Source organism: Photobacterium swingsii (genome assembly GCF_024346715.1).
Taxonomy (GTDB): Bacteria; Pseudomonadota; Gammaproteobacteria; order Enterobacterales; family Vibrionaceae; genus Photobacterium; species Photobacterium swingsii.
This window is the reverse complement of the sequence record NZ_AP024853.1, coordinates 1744604-1763662: the sequence shown is the minus strand read 5'-3', so window position 1 is coordinate 1763662 and position 19059 is coordinate 1744604. Positions and strand designations below refer to the sequence as shown.

Here is a 19059-nt window from a genome sequence, read left to right as displayed (position 1 = left end):
GCTATAGTGAAGCCCTTTGTTATTCCTAACGTATTGTCTTTATTACACTCGATGATTACTCGTCATCAAGATTAACTAGCTTGGTTGAACCACCGTGGAATTTCTCACGCTTACGCTGCACAAGAGCGAAGAAACCAGGGATCAAGAAAGTACCGGCTAACAGCACGCATAACAGCCCCCCCGTAAGTGAAATACCCAATGAGTTCTGACTAATGTGACCAGCACCTGATGCGAAGATTAGCGGCAAGATACCTAAGATGAATGACCATGACGTCATATTCACCGCACGGAAACGTAATTTACCACCACGTACTGCCGCTTGTTCGATATCCATCTCTTTTTCTTCACGCTCAATTTTGGCAAATTCTACAATCAAGATGGCGTTTTTCGCCGCCAAGGCGATCAAGAGAACTAAACCAATTTGTGCATACAAGTTCAGCGGTGTGCCCGTTAAAGATAGCGCCAAGAACGAACCCAGTGTGGCAACTGGCACAACCAAGATGATCGCTAACGGGATACTCCAACTTTCGTACTGAGCAACCATGAACAAGTAAATGAACAGTAGTGCTAGCGCAAACGCGTAGATGGCTTGGTTACCTGCTTGAACTTCTTGGTATGACATACCACTCCATTCATACTGGTAACCCTGCGGAAGCACTTCCGCCGCGACACGTTCCATTGCCGCAATCGCATCACCACTTGAGTAACCTGGCGCTGGTGCACCTTGAATCGTCGTTGAGCGGTACATGTTGTAACGCCAAGCCACATCAGGCTCAAATACCTGCTCAACATTCACTAATGTGCTAAGCGGGATCATGTCGCCCGCCGTTGAACGCACATGGAAACGTTCAAGTGAATCTAAGGTATTACGGTAATCACTATCAGCCTGTACTGTTACATTGAAGTTTTTACCGTACATAGTGAAATCATTCACATACATAGAGCCTAAATTGCCCTGTAGCGTCTGAAACACTTCTGTTAGTGGTACACCAAGTTGCTTAGCTTTTACACGGTCAACATCAATGTAGTAGTGCGGTACATTGGCACGGAACGTACTATAAGTATAAGCGATTTCAGGTTGTGCGTTAGCCGTTTGAATCACCTCACCCATCACTTTTGCAAGATCTGAACGGCTACGACCTAGGCTATCTTCGAGAACAAACTCGAAACCAGAGGCAACACCCATTCCGGGAACAGCAGGTGCACCCATTGCAAATACGACCGCTTCAGGAATTTCCATTGCAGCACGCGCATTCACACGGTTGATGACGGCAAAGGCAGAGTGGTCCCCTTCCATTGCATTACGTTCACCCCAAGGCTTCAACTTAATGAACATCGACGCACCGTTTGAGGCCGCGGCACCAGTAAGGAACGCATAACCATTGGCAACGGTAATCCCTTCAACACTTGGCTCTTCGTTGATCAACTTTTGAAGTTTCAATGTCACTTCTTCAGTACGACTCAACGAAGCCGCATCGGGTAGCTGAACGTTAACCAGCATGATGCCTTTGTCTTCCTGCGGAACAAAACCCGTTGATGTTGTTTTCGCTAAGAAAGTTACTGCGCTCACTGCAAGCACAAACAAGGTGCCTAAGATCGCCACTTTACGCACAAGGAAACCAGCAATAGCACCGTACTTCAGCGTTATTTTATCCAAGGCTTTGTTAAACACTTGGAACCAACGCGCAGTATTCGCACCACCTTGTTTAAGCACCAGTGAACATAACGCAGGTGACAAAGTTAGTGCGTTAATTGATGAGATCACTACCGAAATACAGATCGTCAATGCGAACTGACGGTACATGATCCCAGTAATCCCCGGTAACATGGCAACAGGTAAGAATACCGCCAAGAGTACGATGGTTGAGGTAATGATAGGTCCAGTTACTTCCTTCATCGCAATCAAGGTCGCCTGACGTGGTGTCAGTGACGGATCACGCTGCATATTGGTATCAACATTTTCGATAACCAATATGGCATCATCTACCACAATGCCTATGGCTAAAATCAAGCCAAACAAGGTAATGGTATTAATGGTAAAGCCTGTCACTAGCATGACAGCAAACGTACCGATCAAAGAAACAGGAATCGCAACAACTGGGATCAAGGTTGAACGCATGCTACCTAAGAACATGTAGGTAACGGCAATAACCAATAGAATCGCTTCAATTAAGGTCGTCACTACCCCCTTGATTGACTCTGTGACAAATAATGTTGTGTCGTAACTGGTTTCGTATGTCATACCCTCAGGCATGTTCACACTCAGCTTCTCAAGCAACTCCATCACCGCTTCACCACTTTCCAGTGCATTAGCACCTGCTTGTAGCGAAAGAATCACGATAGACGCTGGTTTTTCACGGAACGTACCGTTTGCCGTGTAGAACTTCTTACCAAGCTCAACACGCGCAACATCGCGTAAATACACCACTGAACCATCAGAATCCGCCCGTAGAACGATCTCTTCAAACTCAGATGCAGATTCTAAACGGCCTTTAGTGACTAGGCTAAATTGCATCTCTTGGGGGTTATTAAATGGTGGCGCACCTATATTACCTGCAGCTACCTGTACGTTTTGCTCTGCCAACGCAGCAGTCACATCTGTGGTTGTTAAACCGAGGTTAGCCATGCGCTCTGGGTCTAGCCAAACACGCATTGCGTATTCACCGCCACCGACAACATTAACCTTACTGATGCCCTTTGCACGTGCCAGCTGATCTTTTACGTTCAAGTTAATGTAGTTAATTAGAAACTGATCATCGTACTTACCTTCCGGCGAGTAGAAGTTCAATACCATCAACATATCTGGAGAGCTTTTCTCAACAGTCACACCAACCATACGCACTTCTGCTGGTAGTTTGGACTCTATTTGAGAAACACGGTTCTGGACGTTAACTTGTGCCATATCAGGATCTGTCCCGATATCAAAAGTCACATCCAGTGAATACGAACCATCATTCGCACTTTTAGAAGACATGTAGATCATGTTTTCTACACCGTTGACCGAAGCCTCGATCGGTGCAGCCACAGCTTCTTCAACAACTTCAGCACTCGCACCTGAGTAATAAGCTGTAACGTTCACTGAAGGTGGACTGATCTGAGGGTATTCAGCCAACGGCAAATTCATTAATGCAATCGCACCTGCAATTGTCATGATGATCGAAATCACCAAGGCAAATTTGGGGCGTTGAATAAAGAAACGACTAAGCATAGTTCTTCCTTACGCCTCTGGTTGCTCGATACGAACATTCATGCCATTACGAACGCTCTGAAGGCCTTTCGTGAGTACGACATCATCATGACTAACACCTGAGCGAATAACCACGCCATGCTCAGTTTGTGGACCAAGCTCAACGTTACGGCGCTCTGCAATGTCACCGTCAGTCAATACCATGACAAAATCGCCTTCAAGGTCACTTTGAACCGCACGACGAGGAATAACATTCACCTTAATTGGCGTTTTCTCACGAAGGAAAACTTGTACATGCTGACCTGGCAGTAAAGTATGCTCTGCATTCGGGAAACTCGCACGCAGCGATATTGTCCCTGTTTTCAGGTCAATACGGTTACCAATGAAATCAACATAACCAAGGTGGTCATAGGTTTTACCCGCCCCCAAAGACATAACAACTTCAATGTTTTCATTACCGCCACCAGCACCATCTAGAGCGTCAATTCCTAGGTTCAATCGTTCACGCTCACTCACTTTAAAAGTCGTGTGCATAGGGTCTAAGCTAACAAGCGTGGTTAATGGACCAGCAGATGGTGAAACTAAGTCACCGAGACTCGCATTACTATCACTGATGCGACCTGCAAATGGCGCGGTGATTTTGGTGTGTGATAGATCAACTTCCGCTAAATGAAGTTGCGCTTTCGCAGCTTTCAGTTGTGCTTCCGCACTTAGCTTGTTCGCCGTGGAACGATCATAGTCTGACTGGCTAATACTGCCCTTTGGCAGCAAGTTTTTATTACGTTGCCAATTTAATTCTGCATTACTGAGTTCCGCTTCGGCTTGAGCAATTGCAGCATTCGCGCTCGCAACTTTTGCTTCATAAGCTGCAGGGTCAATTTGATACAGTAATTGACCTTGCTTTACCATTTGACCTTCAACAAAAAAGCGCTCTTTCAAGTACCCAGAAACCTGAGCAATAATGGCAACATCTTCTTGTGCTTCTGTTCGACCCACATACTGTTTACCTTGTTGGTAATCAATAACTTGAACAGCTTGTGTCGCAACTAACGGGCTTGGTCTTGCATGTTGACTATCAAGCTTATCGCCGCAACCGACTAATAAACCAGCACAAATAGCAACCGCTATAATCTTCTTATTCATCACGAGAAACCAATTAAAAATCGAAATATAAAGCCTACATAGGTAGGCACTGTTTAATTTTTATAGATATACCCAAGCAACATAAAAACGCAGAATGTCAGAGTAAACCCTCAACCTCGTTCACTGCTTGGGTGTATAAAGTAACAAGTTGTCATTAATGAAACCTGAATAGTTTGCGGCTATCCTGTCAGCAAAAAACGTAATTGTTTCAAAATGTTTCGTCTGACTTTTTACGCCAAATAGAACAAGTATCATTATGCAACTATTGCCATTCCTGCTTTTTAGCCAACAATGCAAATATGTCGATAATAAATGCCTATTTTGCTTACCCACAAAGTAGATTTCACATTAAACCACCTTGGGTGTTCAATAGTAAATGAAATAAGTCCGTATTTTTTATTTATTCAGTTTACTGTCAGAATCAGAGCGGTATACCTACAGAAAAAAGCGGTAAATTTCGATTTTTGATTTGATTTCTACATCGTGATGATTTGTACATTCTTCAAAACAGCTAAACAGATTATCGTGAATAGCCACCCGATAGAGGCGCAAAAGAAAAACCAACGCGTCACAGCAGTCTGCTTTACATTAAGTGCATAAAAGCCACAAAAGATATAACAAATAACGGCAACTAACTTAAAAGAAAGCCAAGGCGCTGCAGCTGTAAAAGGTATATAACCCGTTACCCCAATAAGCCCTAACCCTGTCGACAATAAGAGAGTATCAACTACATGTGGGATTCTTTTTAGCCATGTGGGAACACTCCGTGCCTGCGCAGAACGATAGTAAACAATAAAACGATAGACATAGAGCGTAACACTCATGAATACCATTAATAAGTGGGTGTTTTTCAATAGATAGTACATAGGATTCCCTAATAAAAAAGCGTACGACTTATTCCTTTAAGCCGTACGCAAAGTGTGTTTAAACAGCAGTCAGCGGTTTATCACCACTTGATTGTTTTAATTTAGAGAAAAGAAGTTTAGCGAAGAACAGTGCGAGGAATATCCCCCCTATTCCAAACAAGATATCACCCGGAACACGCAGCCATACCAGCGTTTCAACAAGTTCACTGTGAATCACTTCCGGTGAACGTGCATACCAGTAACCGTGATCTATTACGGAAAAAAACTGTACGATACCCACTGGCAGTAGTGACATAAACACCATGCCAAGCAAGCCAAGGTTTAGTGACCAGAAGCTCCACTTTAACAACTTGTCATCCCACACAGCAGTGGTGGTGCTTAAGCCACGTAGACAAGTCAGCATCAAACCAATACCCAACATGCCGTACACGCCCATAAACGCACCGTGAGCATGTGTTGCCGTAGTGTTCAGGCCTTGAATGTAGTAAAGCGCAATTGGTGGGTTAATCAAGAAACCAAGCATACCTGCACCAACTAAGTTCCAGAATGCTGTCGCAACGAAGAACATAATCGCCCACTTGTAGCGACTCATCCAACTCGTCATCTTACGCATACGGTAAGTTTCAACGGCTTCAAAACCAATCAGTGCTAGCGGTACAACTTCCAGTGCCGAGAACACAGACCCCCATGCAATTACCGAAGTTGGTGTTCCAGTAAAGTAAAGGTGGTGCAAAGTACCAATTAGGCCACCAGTTAAGAATACAACTGTCGCAAACAAAACTGCACTGTTTGCTGATTGAGCACGAACCAACCCAAGGCGAACAAACATAAGCGCTATCACGGAAGTAGCAAATGTTTCAAAGAAACCTTCTACCCATAGGTGTACAACCCACCAGCGCCAGTATTCTGCAATTGCTAAGTTAGTGTGTTTACCTTGGAATAATCCCGCACCGTAGAACAAACCAATTGCGACACACGAAGCATACAGAACCCAAACTACAGGCTTCATATCATTGTTATGGGTTAGTGCAGGCTTAATCGCTCGTGTCACTAACGCTAACCAAATTAGCAAACCAGCCAGCAAGAGGATCTGCCAGATACGGCCTAAATCAATGTACTCCTGACCTTGGTGACCGAGCCAGTAGCTAGTATCAATATCGAAGTATTGCTGGATAGCAAGCCACTCACCCGCCATTGAGCCTAAGACAACAATCACTAACGCAACCCAAAGTACATTCACGCCAAGACGTTGGAATTTAGGTTCATATCCTGAAAGCGCAGGAGCAATATACAAACCTGTCCCTAACCATGCGGTTGCGATCCAAAATACAGCTAATTGAGTGTGCCAAGTACGAGTAACAGAATAAGGAAGGATCTCAGCAAGCGGAATACCATAGAAGTTTTGTCCTTCAACTGCATAGTGCGCAGTTATGCCGCCCAGCACGATTTGCAGTAAGAACAAACCAACTGCAGTAATGAAGTATTTACCCAGTGCCCGTTGCGATGACGTTGGTTTAACCCCAAAAAGAGGATCGCTTGCTGGTAGCTTAGGTAGCGGATGCACTTTAAGCGTTGCATGGTACCAAGCCAAAGCACCAACGCCAGCGATCAGCAGCACCACACTCATTATCGACCAAACAATATTGCTTGATGTTGGCGTGTTACCAATTTGCGGATCGTACGGCCAATTGTTGGTATAAGTATAATTCTCGTTTGGACGCTCCGTTACTGCGGCCCATGCCCCCCAGAAAAAGAAAGCTGATAACGATTCACGATTTTCTGCAGAGGCAATGGTCCCCTCTTTCATCGCGTAAGCTTCACGGGTTGGCTGCATAGCAGGATCATCACCGAATAAGCGTGCATAATACGCCTGTAGCTGACGGATCACTTGGGCGCGACGTTCTGACACCACCAATACACCCGTTTCAGGGTCGTATTGGTTTAGACGCATATCTTCACGTAAACGACTTTCAAGCCCAGCTTGCTGATAACTCTCTATTGCGGAAAATGACGAAGAAAATTGGTATTGCGCCGCAGACTCTAGCCACATTTCAGCTTCACGATGAAGCCAATCTGCGGTCCAATCAGGGGCAACATACGCACCATGCCCCCAAATTGATCCCAATTGGTGCCCTCCCATCGAGCGCCATACCAATTGTCCATTTTGTATATCTTCCTTCGTGAATACCACCTCACCCGATAATGTCACTACACGATCAGGGATAGGTGGTGCTTGACGATAGATCTCACTCCCTAAGCTCAGAAGTATGGCGAATGAAGTCACACATACAATCACGAGCGCGATCAGGGAAAATTTTTGTTTTGTCATTTTTGACTCCCAAAGCGGTTTACGTTCACTCTTGTAAACCAACTTTCGTGCCAACCTTTAAATCATTGATTTAATTGAAAACTAAAATTAATGATTATCTTTATGACAAAATCAGAGTATTATCAAAAACACAATATATTGTTAATATAACAAAACTAATTGATTGATTTTCACTTCAACTGCAATCGCTTCATCAAACGGTGTAAATTTCCAGGATTCACTTTTAAGTCACGGGCAGTTTGACTCAGGTTTTGCTTATTCGTGTTGTACACTTTCGCCACTAACGCCGATTGAAACTGATCCAATGCCTCTTTTAAGCCCAGTTCACAGTAAGCTGCAAAGTCTAGTTCATCATCCAATGGATATGTTGCAGCCTTATCCATACCGGTGTCTGTAACAACGCTATCACCACGTGTGCCATCCACTCCAGAACGAGTGCTTAAAGCCCCCGGTTTAGCAAAGTTGAAGTGATGCGGCAAAAGTAGCAAGAGCTCATCAACACTTTCCGCACGTGCTAATACCGCAGCACGGTTAATAGCATGCTCTAGCTCACGCACATTTCCTCGCCAAGAATATGATTGAATCATACGTAGTACTTGGGCATCTAAGCGAATGGTTGCCCCCCCTAACTTTGCGGCGCAGCGCTCAGCGAAAAACCCCGCCAGAAGCACCACATCTTTGTCGCGTTCTCTCAACGGTGGCACGGTAATAGGGAATACACTTAAACGATGATACAAATCGGCACGAAAGCGCTCTGCAACCACCTCTTCAGGCATGATCCTATTGGTTGCAGCAATGATCCTAACATCAACCTTAATGTTCTTTTCATCACCCACACGCTGTATATCACCATATTGTAATGCACGCAGTAACTTGGCTTGCAGTGGCAACGACAGCTCACCAATTTCATCAAGAAACAGTGTGCCACCATCAGCAAGTTCAAATTTGCCTCTGCGGTTACTGATCGCGCCTGTAAAAGCTCCTTTGACATGACCAAACAATTCACTTTCCGCCACAGATTCAGGCAAAGCAGCGCAGTTTAAGTAAATCATCGGCTTATCAGCACGATCCGATTGATGATGAATTGACTTCGCAACTAACTCTTTACCAACCCCGGTTTCACCCATGATCAACACAGAAAGATCGGTATTAGCCACTACGCCAATATGTTGTTTAAGCGTCGCGATACCCGCAGATTGGCCAATAATATCAACGGCTTCACTGGCCATTTTTAATGAGCGGTTTTCAGGAGGGGTAAAGCCCGTTGATTTCTCGAGCTTTTCTTGTAGCAACGCCGTGTTAAGGCTACTCGATGCCAACGCGCTGATCATACGCAATGAGTTATTGGATAAACGATCAAAACGCTCAGGATCAAATGCATCGATAGTCAGTGCACCAATTAAGCGATCTTCCTGCATCAAGGGCAAACCAATACACGCATGCACCTTCAATTCATCATCATGATTCGGGATCAGTCCATCATAAGGATCAGCTAAATCACTGTCTGCTGGAAAACGTACGACATCCCCTGCACGTGCAATCACTTCTAGCCTAGGGTGCTGTTGAATATCAAAACGCCGTCCAAGCACATCATGGCTTAATCCATTTATGGCTAATGGTACAAACTGCTGATCTTTAAACAGCAGTAGTGCTGACGCATCACTTTTTAAGGTTTGATTAACGGTTGAAAGCAGCTGGGTAAAGCGCTCAGTATTAGACATCCCCGAAGTTATACCTAACGCAACTTGTACCCACTCTTTACTTACTTGCTCCATCATACGAGCCTCACAAATCACAATTGTCATCATGATAAAGAATTTATCAATTTAACAATAGCCAACCATTATCTTTTTAACAAAAAACAGTCTCAACAAAACTCAAGTCATTGTATATATTGAGTTTTTATATTGGCACGTGCAATGCAATATATAACTAGCACAACAAATAAGAAACGACAGTGGAACTCGGTGAGAACTGAACAAAGGCGAGGTAAGCATGCACGAGTTATATCTTGAAAATTTCACCCCAGAATTGGGTATTGAGTGCTTTCAATGCCAACAAGCTGAAACTCAATGTTTATTAGCAATATCTGAACACAAAATACAAGTTCATCAAAACACGCCTTACAACTTGGTTCAGTTTGAATACTTAAGTGTAAGTAAATACTTCGTTTCGCATTCACTGACTTATCCAGCATTATCAAACTAAGGAGTTCATTATGTCTCATCAAATTATTCCAGCCGATTGGACCATTCAACGATCAACACCTTTCTTCACTAAAGACACTGTACCAAGCGCCCTACTCAATCGTCATAACACTCGAAAAGGTGTTTTTGCTCAGCTATGCGTAATGGCTGGCGAAGTGACCTTCTACGGTTATGGCAGCAAAGAGGCCGAGCAGCATGAAATGAAAATCGTGATCCCAGCAGGGCAATTCTCAACCAGCCCACCGCAATACTGGCATCGCGTTGAGCTAAGTGATGATGCTCAATTTAATTTGAATTTTTGGTCATCGCCAAAAGAAGCGGAATAAAACAAGAGTGATTGGAATGGATAAAACCATAGATATGCCAACAAATTCACGACAAGAAACTAAATCACTGGATAAAGGCGCATTACCTCAAAGCAAATTAAAGGCGACACTGTCACTCATTCTTTCGCAAGGCAAATACTTCATTGCACTTATGGGCTTGATAGCTGGGAGCAAACTCTCCGTTTGGCTTCCTCTTGCCCTGACCCAGTTGTACCTAAAAGTTTTTTGATAAAACACACTAACAGCTAGAAATACGAAATCATGACTCAACAAGCTATTGATAAAAAATCTGTTCTACAGTTTTTAACAGAACTTCAAAGCCAAATCTGTACCGCTTTAGAACAACAAGACGGACAAGCTCTTTTTCAACAAGACACTTGGCGCAATAACAGCGATGAAGGTTTACAAGGAGAAGGTCGTACACGTGTCATTCGCAACGGTAACGTCATAGAACAAGGTGGCGTAAACTTTTCCCATGTAAAAGGCACTACTCTGCCGGCATCTGCAACAGAGAAACGCCCTGAACTGGCTGGCTGCCACTTTGAAGCTATGGGGGTATCTTTGGTTATCCACCCCAAGAATCCGTACGTCCCCACTTCTCATGCCAATGTGCGCTTTTTTATTGCGGAACGTGAAGGGCAACCGCCAGTATGGTGGTTTGGTGGTGGTTTTGACCTTACGCCTTTCTATCCATTTGAAGAAGACTGTCAACAATGGCACCAAGTAGCAAAACAGCTTTGTCAGCCTTTTGGTGAGCATGTTTATGCTGAGCACAAAGCCTGGTGTGATGACTATTTCTTCTTGCCTCACCGTAATGAAACACGTGGCGTGGGTGGTCTATTCTTTGATGATTTGAATGAATGGGGTTTTACACGCTGCTTTGATTACATTAAGGCTGTTGGACAAGGATACATCGATGCCTACCTGCCCATCATAGAGCAACGTAAATCTATACCTTTTTCCGAACGGGAGCGAGAGTTCCAACTATATCGTCGGGGGCGTTACGTAGAATTTAACTTGGTGTATGACCGTGGTACGATTTTCGGTCTTCAGAGTGGTGGACGAACAGAGTCCATTTTAATGTCTATGCCACCATTAGCTCGCTGGGAATACCAATACCACATTGCCCCTAACTCACCAGAGCACAACCTTTCAGAAAATTACCTAAAACCTCGGCAGTGGTAATTTGCTTAGTTGATTTTATTATCGCCATAAATGAAAAAACGGCTCTGAGTCTATACTCAGAGCCGCTTCCCCGTTCCTAATAACCCCGTTCCCGCAGGGTCAATCTATTAAGCGTGTAGTAGCGCCATAGATTCTTTTGCGATTACCCACTCTTCATTCGTAGGGATAACCATAGCAAGCGGTGTGTTTGGCTGAGTAATGATACCTTTGTTGCCAAAACGCGCTGCTGCGTTCGCTGCTTCATCTTCACGGTAGCCAAAGATTTTTAGGTTTTCTAGAATCTTGCTACGGATAGGCTGTGAGTTTTCACCAATACCAGCGGTGAAGATGATGCCGTCTAGTTCGTCTAGCGCAACCATGTAAGAACCAACGTACTTAGCAACTCGGTAACAGAATAGTTCGAATGCTAGTGTTGCGCCTTCGTGGCCATTTTCCATCGCTTCGATAACACCACGGCAATCGCTTGTTAGGCCAGAAACACCTAACAGGCCAGATTTCTTGTTTAGTTCGTCGAATACTTCTTCTTGAGTCCAACCTTTCTTCAGAAGGAACTCGATGATGCTTGGGTCAAGGTCACCACAACGTGTACCCATCATAAGACCTGCAAGTGGCGTGAAGCCCATGCTTGTATCTACGCTCATGCCATTTTTGATAGCACAAACAGACGCGCCGTTACCAAGGTGAACAGAGATAAAGCTGCTCTCTTCGATTGGCTTATTAACCATTTTTGCTGCTTCACGGCTTACAAAGTAGTGGCTTGTGCCGTGGAAACCGTAACGACGGATACCGTAGTCTTCGTATAGCTTGCGAGAGATAGCACCAGTGTATGCCTTAGCAGGCATTGTTTGGTGGAATGCAGTATCAAAAACAGCGTATTGAGATAACGTTGGGAATGCTGCCATAGATGCGCGCATACCGATAACGTGAGCTGGGTTATGAAGTGGTGCAAGATCGCTTAGGTTTTCGATTTCTTCTAGTACAGATTCATCAAGCTTAACTGTGCTTGTGAACTTCTCGCCGCCGTGAACAACACGGTGACCAACAGCGATAATGTCATCTTTTAGACCTAGTTCTTCAACTAGTGCAACGATGCGGTCAACAGCAAGTTGGTGGTGATTACCTTCGCTTAGCGCGTATTCACTTTTCTCACCGTTGTATTTCCAGCTAACGTTAGCTTCTGGAAGGCCAAAGCACTCACCAAGACCGCTCAGTACTGCGTCACCGACAACAGTATCGATCAAAGCGAATTTAAGGGAAGAACTACCAGAATTAATTACAAGAACTAGTGAATTGCTCATGGTTATCTCATCATATCTAGGGTAGAGAGGACATCAATGTCCCGTACACGTCATTAACTATCACCGATGAAAATGTGTGGAGCCGCATCTTCTCAGTACTTTATGTTATGTTGGTATTATTCAATTTTTTTTGAAAAACTCAACTTTTGTTTTCAGATATTAGTGAAAATTTCAAAAATCACTGGTTAAGATCAAAAAAAACAGGGGACATCGTTTGCTTTTGTTTAAATTTACATCGTATTTTAAACTTTAGTTTAGCAAAAAAGTGAGAGCTGGCTCGGTAACTCAACTAATTTTTAATATTTAAACATCGAAAACAAGCACACCCAGTTGAATATATACGCTGAAATTATCCACTCACGGCTAAACCAAAGCCTAATCAACGCAGAAAATAATCACCCTCCAAATCAATTAACGCTCATACATAAGCAATGCGCGCAACACATACCGCACTTGAATCAAGCTCTTACATCCAAGCTTCATGTGTTATGCGATAAACTTCGCAATCCGTTTTGATTCTATATAAAACAATAGTCAAGCTTGGGTTTGATTCGCTATAAAAGATAAAGCAACAGAAAATAAACAGAATAAAACGATGAATAATCAGTTATGAGAGATAACGATGAAAAGAGCCTTAGTCTTAGGTGTTGAGCATGTGATGGGAGCATGCTTGTGTGAGTCTTTGACCCAGCATGAGTGGGAAGTCCTTGGAGTGGTTAGTAACACTGACACCAAAGCCCCTGTACTGGCAAATTTAACCCTAGCCGAGTTACTCCCTGAAGATCTGGATTTTCTCTACCAACTCGCTGAAGAAGTCGACACTGTTTTTTTTCACCAGCCTTATGAAAGTGACGATAGCTGCGCCCCCTTTTCCTTAGAAACCATCATATCGTTATGCGAAAACCTTCATCTTCAATTGGTCATTACCACTAACCAATATGACTTCAGTACAAACTGGCTACCCTCCTTGGCTTTCTGGCGTAAAAAGTCTCCGATACCTGTATCAGTGCCTAACAAATTGCTTAAACGGTTAGAAGCAGCACGTCCGCATTGCCAACAAATACATGTAGTCTGCCTAGGGCATACTTTGGACTGCCGCAACAGCGAAGGCTATTTAGGGCTATTAATCAAAGAAACAGATAATCGGCTTTACATCCAATCGCCAAGCGCCACAAATTTACAGCACCACTGGACCTACTTACCTGACCTTGCTAATTCTATTGCCACCCACTTGGAAGATTGCCCAAGCCAAACCAATCAAGCCTCGCTCCATATCAGTTATTATGCAGGTCACGAAGCCAGCATTGCTGATATAGCACGCTGCCTTGCGCTGAGTTCAGGCAAGCCCGTCTTTATTACACCACTTCCTTGGTTAGCAATGGATATTATTAGTCTATTCTCTCCCCTTTTCCGGCGTTTCATACACTTGCGTACCTTATGGCAGCAAGGTATAGCAACACCACAAGCCCAGAACCTCACTAAACTTGATAAACCATCAACTCAAACACCCCTCGCCTTAGCAGTATCACACTCATGGCGTAAAAAATAACGTTAACTTGCTCAAAGCACTATCACCATAAAACACTAGGGCTCCTATATATGATAAAACACCGCGTCATTACTGCTCTAAACCACACTCACCATCACATCATCGGTTCTATCTATTGCAGCCATTGAAATAATCCACTTTAGATTTCACCTATAAATCGTTACATTGCGAACATAGTCAGTATAGGAATAAAAATGATGACAACAATGACAACCCGCTGCCCTCACTGTAAAGCAATGAACCGTTTACCAATTGAACGTGTTGAAGAGTCTGCAACATGTGGTGCTTGTAAAGAAAAGTTGATTGATGGTAAGCCAGTTGAAGGAACAACGGATAACTTCCTTTCATTAATTCAAAGCGAAACCCCCGTTGTTGTCGATTTCTGGGCCCCATGGTGTAATCCATGCGTCGGCTTTGCACCTATTTTTGAAGATGTGGCAGCAGAAAAAGAAGGTGTTGCTCGATTTGTGAAAATAGATACCGAAGCCCAGCAAGCGTTGGCAGCCCAATACCGCATTCGTAGCATCCCAACGATTATGGTGTTCAAAAATGGTCAAATGATTGATCAACTAAATGGTGCGCTACCTAAAGGGCAGTTCAGTGAGTGGCTTGATGGCACACTTAGCAACTAATTAACAGCGAGCTTTATTAGTACGTAGGCCATAACCCTGTGGTCTACGTTTTTAACTTTTCTTTGCCATTCAATTAATAGAAACGCCATCGTTTCATTTCTAAGACATCCAGCCCTAGCTCCGCTCTTTTACACTTGAACTACTCAGGCTAGTTAAAGAGGCGTTTATGGCTCGCTTTCAACACACATATACATGGTTATTTGCAACACTACTTCTCACGCTGACAGCCTGTAGTTCAACGCCCTTATTCGTCTCTAAGTCACCCGACATGCAATTTTTACTGTCAACCCGCGCCTTCATTGATATGAATGACACTCGCCGTAATGGTGCTGTCGTTGATAAAGGATTGTTCTACCCGAAAGATACCTATTCCTTTGCTTACCGTTATTGTGCCACCAGCCCAGAAACTGCCATCAATGATATTGCTGAATATCAGCAACTTGCCAAGCGCACTTGCGATGCAAACCAAGGTAAATTAGTCCACCAAAGCACAGGGACATGGTGTGTGAGCAACGCCAACACACCAGAGGAGTCTCCCATTTTTTACGCTCGAATATCCAGTACCGAACTTTGGGCCGATCTTTGCCTTGATGGACCTTTTATCACAATGCGCGTAATTGAAAACACAGATGCCGCCGCCGATGAATGGCGAGCATCAGCAAAGATACTGGGCTACCAACCCTATACTGCAACGCGCCAATTAATTTCGAAGAATGATACTTATGGGCAGCTCTATCAATCCCCTGCCGCGCCACTCGGTGATCAGACGTGGGATCAAGAGAGTTTGTACATCTACAACTCAACGGGCCAAACAGTTTGCTTATACGATCAAGCGAATGACAGCCCCCTTGGGCACACCTTTTTAGGCACAGTAGAAAGTGTTGATGTTGGGAAAGTGCGCGTTTTAGTGACAGCGAAGATGAAAGGCGATATTCGTACCGCCCCAATTATGGAAAAACTAGAGTGGCACGACAGCGCCTATATTACAGCTCCCGCCCACTCTTGGTTTGTTTGTGGTTAATATAGGTCGATATACGTTTTAGCAAATTACATAAAAAAAGAGGCTACCTAAGTGGTAGCCTCTTTGTGTTCTAATCACACCCATTACACCGTTGATTTAGCAGGTGTATTACCATCCGTACCTTCTGATTTAGGTGCAGTCTTACCGTGGTATTTCTTCTCCCAGTAATCCGCGCCTTTAATACCGAGTTTTACAGGGTCAAATGTAAATTCTGTCACACCTGCTTTTTGCTGGGCTTCATAATCTTCAAGCGCTTTCAATGCCGGTTTTGACATAAAGAAGATGATCAAAATACCAACAATATTCAGCCACGCCATCAGGCCAACACCAACATCACCCATTGCCCATGCTAAATCCGCCGCTTTCACCGTACCGTAAAACACAGATACCATCAGGATAATCTTCAGAACAAACATCATGCCCGAGATTTTCAACTTACGACGGATGAAAGCAATATTCGTTTCAGCAATGTAGTAGTAAGCCAAAATAGTCGTGAAGGCAAAGAAGAAGAGTGCAAAAGCAATAAACGGTTTACCTAGCCCTGGTAGTGCACTTTCAATCGCCATTTGCGTGAAGACTGGACCATTCGCACCAATTTCAGCTGATAGGTTTTGAATTAAAAATGCCCCTTCACCGCCACCATGTACATTATATGCACCAGTTAGAAGGATCATAAATGCCGTTGCAGAACAAACTAGTAAGGTATCAATATAGATAGAGAATGATTGAACCAAACCTTGCTGCGCCGGGTGCTGAACATGTGCCGCAGCTGCAGCATGAGGACCTGTGCCCTGACCTGCTTCATTAGAGTAAACACCACGCTTCACACCCCAACCAATTGCGGCACCGAAGCCTGCCATTGGCGTAAATGCATCACCTAAAATCAGCATAACAATGCCTGGTACTTGGCTGATATTAAGCAGAATGATAACAAACGCGATGATGATGTAGGCCAGCGCCATAAATGGCACAACGATTTGTGTGAAATGCGCAATACGTTTAACACCACCAAAAATGATAAAACCAAGAATGATTGAAATAATGGTGCCTGTTGCGATTTTCGCAAAACTAAATGTACCTATTGCTGTTTCTATCATTGCACCGGAGCCAAATGCGGCTTCAACGGCGTTACCGATACTGTTTGACTGCACACCCGGTAGCAACACGCCACAAGCGAAGATAGTCGCAATAGCAAAGATCCACGCATACCAGCTCTGTCCCATACATTTTTCAATGTAATACGCAGGGCCACCACGGAACTGCCCTTCATCTTCTTCTTTGTAAATCTGTGCCAGCGTAGACTCAGCATAAGCCGTCGCAGCCCCTAAGAAAGCAACGACCCACATCCAAAAGACAGCACCAGGGCCACCAAAACCAATGGCTGCAGCAACGCCTGCAATATTACCCGTACCTACCCGACCTGATAATGAAACAGCGAGTGCTTGGAACGATGAAATCCCTTTCTCTGAACTTTTACCCGACAACAGCAAACGCCACATTTCACGAAAATGACGTAATTGCACAAAGCGTGTAGTGACGGAATAAAATAACCCCGCCCCTAAACACAAGTAGATGAGCACTGGGCTCCAAATAATTCCATTCAGAAAATCGACTACTGATTGCATGAAACACTCCCTGTTTTACATTGCTTTTCGATTGATTTGTATACGGCATAATAAACACAATGTAAGCAATATGTTAAGAATTATATTTCAAGGTTAGTTTCAGTGTGATTTGAAGCACATTAATCTACATCACCCTACGAAGTAGCGATGATTCTTAAGTGAGTATCAAAATGGTGGCAATAACGACTAGTTTGCAACTATATTCAAGGCAGTGAATATTTAGGTTAGGAAGGGAAAAACGCTGTAGGCTAAGCGCCATACCAGTCAATTTTGTTTATGGCTCGTCTTCGGTATCATGCAGTACAGACACACAATTCTTTCCATTGTGTTTTGCTTGGTATAACGCACGATCTGCTTTAGATACCAACTGATCAAGTGACGTGATTTCAGGGCACACTGTTGCGACCCCCATACTTGCAGAAAAGAATAACTCCCCGTATTTCGTTTTAACTGCTGCTTGTGACAATGCCTGACATAACCTATTAGCAACCGCCGCGGCTTGTAATTGATCCTGCCCTGGTAAGCTCAAGATAAACTCTTCCCCGCCCCATCGCCCAAGGATATCGCCCTCTCTTAAATTCTGGAGGCTGACTTTGGCAAACAAACACAAAATTTCATCACCGACTTGGTGACCATATTGATCGTTGATATGTTTAAAGTTATCCAAGTCGATCATTACACAACTTAACGCTTGCTTTTCAACTTTAGCTACTTCAAATTGCTGCGCCAAAATTTCGGAGGTTGCTCGACGATTGAGCAAGTTCGTTAGCCCATCATAATTAGCTTGATGCTCTAGCTTTTCACGCAATACATGCTGCTCAGTAATATCCATAGCAGTGACCTGTACAGCTTGTTCACCGTTCCATATCACAGGGCGCGACAACAAACTTAACCAAATCGTAGAACCATCCGCTTTAAAGCCTTTCACTTCCGCTTTAATTGTTTCAGCAGTACCGTTAATGAGCGCAGCACTTTCCTCAAAGGCCTGTTGATGAAATGGCTGCTCAATGAAAGGTAAAATAGAACCATGCTCAATCATGGCTTGTTCATTCTCAAAGCCATGCATCAGGGCATAGGCTCGATTGCAGAATAGCGGAGTCAAATTTCGATGAACAACAATGCCTTGAATCGAACCATCGATAAGCTCACGATACCTTTCTTCACTGGCTTGCAGTTGACGTTGAGTTTCAATCTGCGAGCTCAAGTCAATAATCGTAATTTGCATTGCAGGCTCACCTTGCCATTCAACAATATGATCCACCGTCAGTACAATTAATTCGTTACCTGCATTATCTATATTCTTATATGAGCGAACACCCGGTTTTAAACGGCCAGACATTACGCCATCATAAGTCGCGAGAGCTTTAGTACGTTCAGGTTGAGAGATAAGTTGAAGCAGTGAAGGAAGCGCAAGAACCTCTTCACTCGATGTGTAACCATAGTAGGCGGCATATGTGTCATCGGCATAAAGTGGTTTAAAATCACGGTGCACCACGACGCCATAATGAGAGTCAATGAAGATCTTTTCATTGCTAGAAATTGCTGTCGTCACGGGTCTACTCACTTAAACACTTTAAAACCATTTCGCTGCATATCACATCAGAAAGGAGGCCATACCAAGCTATATATTACACCTTTCAGTTTGTCGGTTATAGCCATTAATTCATCGTTATTGCCTGAGCTGAGCCCCA

At 43.9% G+C, this 19059-nt stretch carries 15 protein-coding genes; 7 read left to right on the top strand and 8 right to left on the bottom strand.

Going from position 1 to position 19059, the window contains the following annotated elements; genetic code table 11:
- Positions 1-55: 55 nt before the first annotated feature.
- From OCU77_RS24920 to norR, 5 genes are all read right to left on the bottom strand, one after another.
- Positions 56-3208 (bottom strand): efflux RND transporter permease subunit, encoded by a 3153-nt coding sequence (locus tag OCU77_RS24920; protein ID WP_048900151.1) that lies wholly within the window; start codon positions 3206-3208, stop codon positions 56-58.
- A 9-nt stretch (positions 3209-3217) separates the two neighbouring features.
- Positions 3218-4333 (bottom strand): efflux RND transporter periplasmic adaptor subunit, encoded by a 1116-nt coding sequence (locus OCU77_RS24915; protein WP_371701584.1) that lies wholly within the window; start codon positions 4331-4333, stop codon positions 3218-3220.
- 473 nt (positions 4334-4806) lie between these two features.
- Positions 4807-5196, bottom strand: coding sequence for a SirB2 family protein (locus OCU77_RS25265; RefSeq protein WP_048900153.1), 390 nt, complete (start codon positions 5194-5196; stop codon positions 4807-4809).
- 58 nt (positions 5197-5254) lie between these two features.
- On the bottom strand, positions 5255-7525 hold the full coding sequence (locus OCU77_RS24910) for a nitric-oxide reductase large subunit (protein ID WP_048900154.1): 2271 nt from the start codon (positions 7523-7525) through the stop codon (positions 5255-5257).
- A 170-nt stretch (positions 7526-7695) separates the two neighbouring features.
- Complete coding sequence (gene norR / locus OCU77_RS24905; protein WP_048900185.1) at positions 7696-9300, bottom strand: nitric oxide reductase transcriptional regulator NorR; 1605 nt, start codon at positions 9298-9300, stop codon at positions 7696-7698.
- Positions 9301-9520: 220 nt separating this feature from the next.
- Between norR and OCU77_RS24900 the strand changes: the two genes are divergently transcribed.
- Genes OCU77_RS24900 through hemF form a run of 4 tightly spaced genes read left to right on the top strand, consistent with a single transcriptional unit; the run spans position 9521 to position 11243 of the window.
- Positions 9521-9733, top strand: coding sequence for a hypothetical protein (locus OCU77_RS24900; RefSeq protein ID WP_048900155.1), 213 nt, complete (start codon positions 9521-9523; stop codon positions 9731-9733).
- 10 nt (positions 9734-9743) lie between these two features.
- Complete coding sequence (locus OCU77_RS24895) at positions 9744-10058, top strand: DUF1971 domain-containing protein (RefSeq protein WP_048900156.1); 315 nt, start codon at positions 9744-9746, stop codon at positions 10056-10058.
- 16 nt (positions 10059-10074) lie between these two features.
- The gene (locus tag OCU77_RS24890; RefSeq protein WP_048900157.1) at positions 10075-10287 is read left to right on the top strand and encodes a hypothetical protein; all 213 of its coding nucleotides are present in this window, start codon (positions 10075-10077) and stop codon (positions 10285-10287) included.
- A 32-nt stretch (positions 10288-10319) separates the two neighbouring features.
- A complete protein-coding gene (gene hemF / locus OCU77_RS24885) occupies positions 10320-11243 on the top strand; it encodes an oxygen-dependent coproporphyrinogen oxidase (protein ID WP_048900158.1) in 924 nt (307 codons plus the stop codon).
- A gap of 107 nt (positions 11244-11350) precedes the next feature.
- Here the strand turns inward: hemF and OCU77_RS24880 are convergent, their stop codons facing one another.
- Positions 11351-12541: an acetate/propionate family kinase gene (locus OCU77_RS24880; RefSeq protein WP_048900159.1), complete on the bottom strand. Its 1191-nt coding sequence runs from the start codon at positions 12539-12541 to the stop codon at positions 11351-11353.
- 622 nt (positions 12542-13163) lie between these two features.
- Here OCU77_RS24880 and OCU77_RS24875 point away from each other — a divergent pair.
- The 3 genes from OCU77_RS24875 to OCU77_RS24865 all read left to right on the top strand — a co-directional run bounded on the left by OCU77_RS24875 (position 13164) and on the right by OCU77_RS24865 (position 15743).
- On the top strand, positions 13164-14090 hold the full coding sequence (locus tag OCU77_RS24875; protein WP_107302944.1) for a Rossmann-fold NAD(P)-binding domain-containing protein: 927 nt from the start codon (positions 13164-13166) through the stop codon (positions 14088-14090).
- Between the two features lie 197 nt (positions 14091-14287).
- Positions 14288-14722 carry a thioredoxin TrxC gene (trxC, locus tag OCU77_RS24870; RefSeq protein WP_048900186.1) on the top strand — a complete coding sequence of 145 codons (435 nt, stop codon included), beginning with the start codon at positions 14288-14290 and terminating at the stop codon, positions 14720-14722.
- Between the two features lie 166 nt (positions 14723-14888).
- On the top strand, positions 14889-15743 hold the full coding sequence (locus tag OCU77_RS24865) for a hypothetical protein (protein ID WP_107302943.1): 855 nt from the start codon (positions 14889-14891) through the stop codon (positions 15741-15743).
- Positions 15744-15826: 83 nt separating this feature from the next.
- On the opposite strand, the gene OCU77_RS24860 is transcribed toward OCU77_RS24865, so the two are convergent.
- Together OCU77_RS24860 and OCU77_RS24855 are read right to left on the bottom strand one after the other, a co-directional pair.
- Positions 15827-17368: an alanine/glycine:cation symporter family protein gene (locus OCU77_RS24860; RefSeq protein WP_048900160.1), complete on the bottom strand. Its 1542-nt coding sequence runs from the start codon at positions 17366-17368 to the stop codon at positions 15827-15829.
- 274 nt (positions 17369-17642) lie between these two features.
- Entirely contained in the window at positions 17643-18920 is a 1278-nt protein-coding gene (locus OCU77_RS24855; protein ID WP_048900161.1) for a sensor domain-containing diguanylate cyclase, read from the bottom strand.
- Positions 18921-19059: the final 139 nt, after the last annotated feature.

Bases quoted from the DNA above. Each gene is read 5' to 3' on its own strand.
- OCU77_RS24900 (WP_048900155.1), top strand. From the start codon at position 9,521: ATGCACGAGTTATATCTTGAAAATTTCACCCCAGAATTGGGTATTGAG.
- OCU77_RS24875 (WP_107302944.1), top strand. From the start codon at position 13,164: ATGAAAAGAGCCTTAGTCTTAGGTGTTGAGCATGTGATGGGAGCATGC.
- trxC (WP_048900186.1), top strand. From the start codon at position 14,288: ATGACAACAATGACAACCCGCTGCCCTCACTGTAAAGCAATGAACCGT.
- OCU77_RS24920 (WP_048900151.1), bottom strand. From the start codon at position 3,208: ATGCTTAGTCGTTTCTTTATTCAACGCCCCAAATTTGCCTTGGTGATT.
- OCU77_RS24890 (WP_048900157.1), top strand. From the start codon at position 10,075: ATGGATAAAACCATAGATATGCCAACAAATTCACGACAAGAAACTAAA.
- norR (WP_048900185.1), bottom strand. From the start codon at position 9,300: ATGGAGCAAGTAAGTAAAGAGTGGGTACAAGTTGCGTTAGGTATAACT.
- OCU77_RS24880 (WP_048900159.1), bottom strand. From the start codon at position 12,541: ATGAGCAATTCACTAGTTCTTGTAATTAATTCTGGTAGTTCTTCCCTT.
- OCU77_RS24910 (WP_048900154.1), bottom strand. From the start codon at position 7,525: ATGACAAAACAAAAATTTTCCCTGATCGCGCTCGTGATTGTATGTGTG.
- OCU77_RS25265 (WP_048900153.1), bottom strand. From the start codon at position 5,196: ATGTACTATCTATTGAAAAACACCCACTTATTAATGGTATTCATGAGT.
- OCU77_RS24865 (WP_107302943.1), top strand. From the start codon at position 14,889: ATGGCTCGCTTTCAACACACATATACATGGTTATTTGCAACACTACTT.
- OCU77_RS24895 (WP_048900156.1), top strand. From the start codon at position 9,744: ATGTCTCATCAAATTATTCCAGCCGATTGGACCATTCAACGATCAACA.
- hemF (WP_048900158.1), top strand. From the start codon at position 10,320: ATGACTCAACAAGCTATTGATAAAAAATCTGTTCTACAGTTTTTAACA.
- OCU77_RS24860 (WP_048900160.1), bottom strand. From the start codon at position 17,368: ATGCAATCAGTAGTCGATTTTCTGAATGGAATTATTTGGAGCCCAGTG.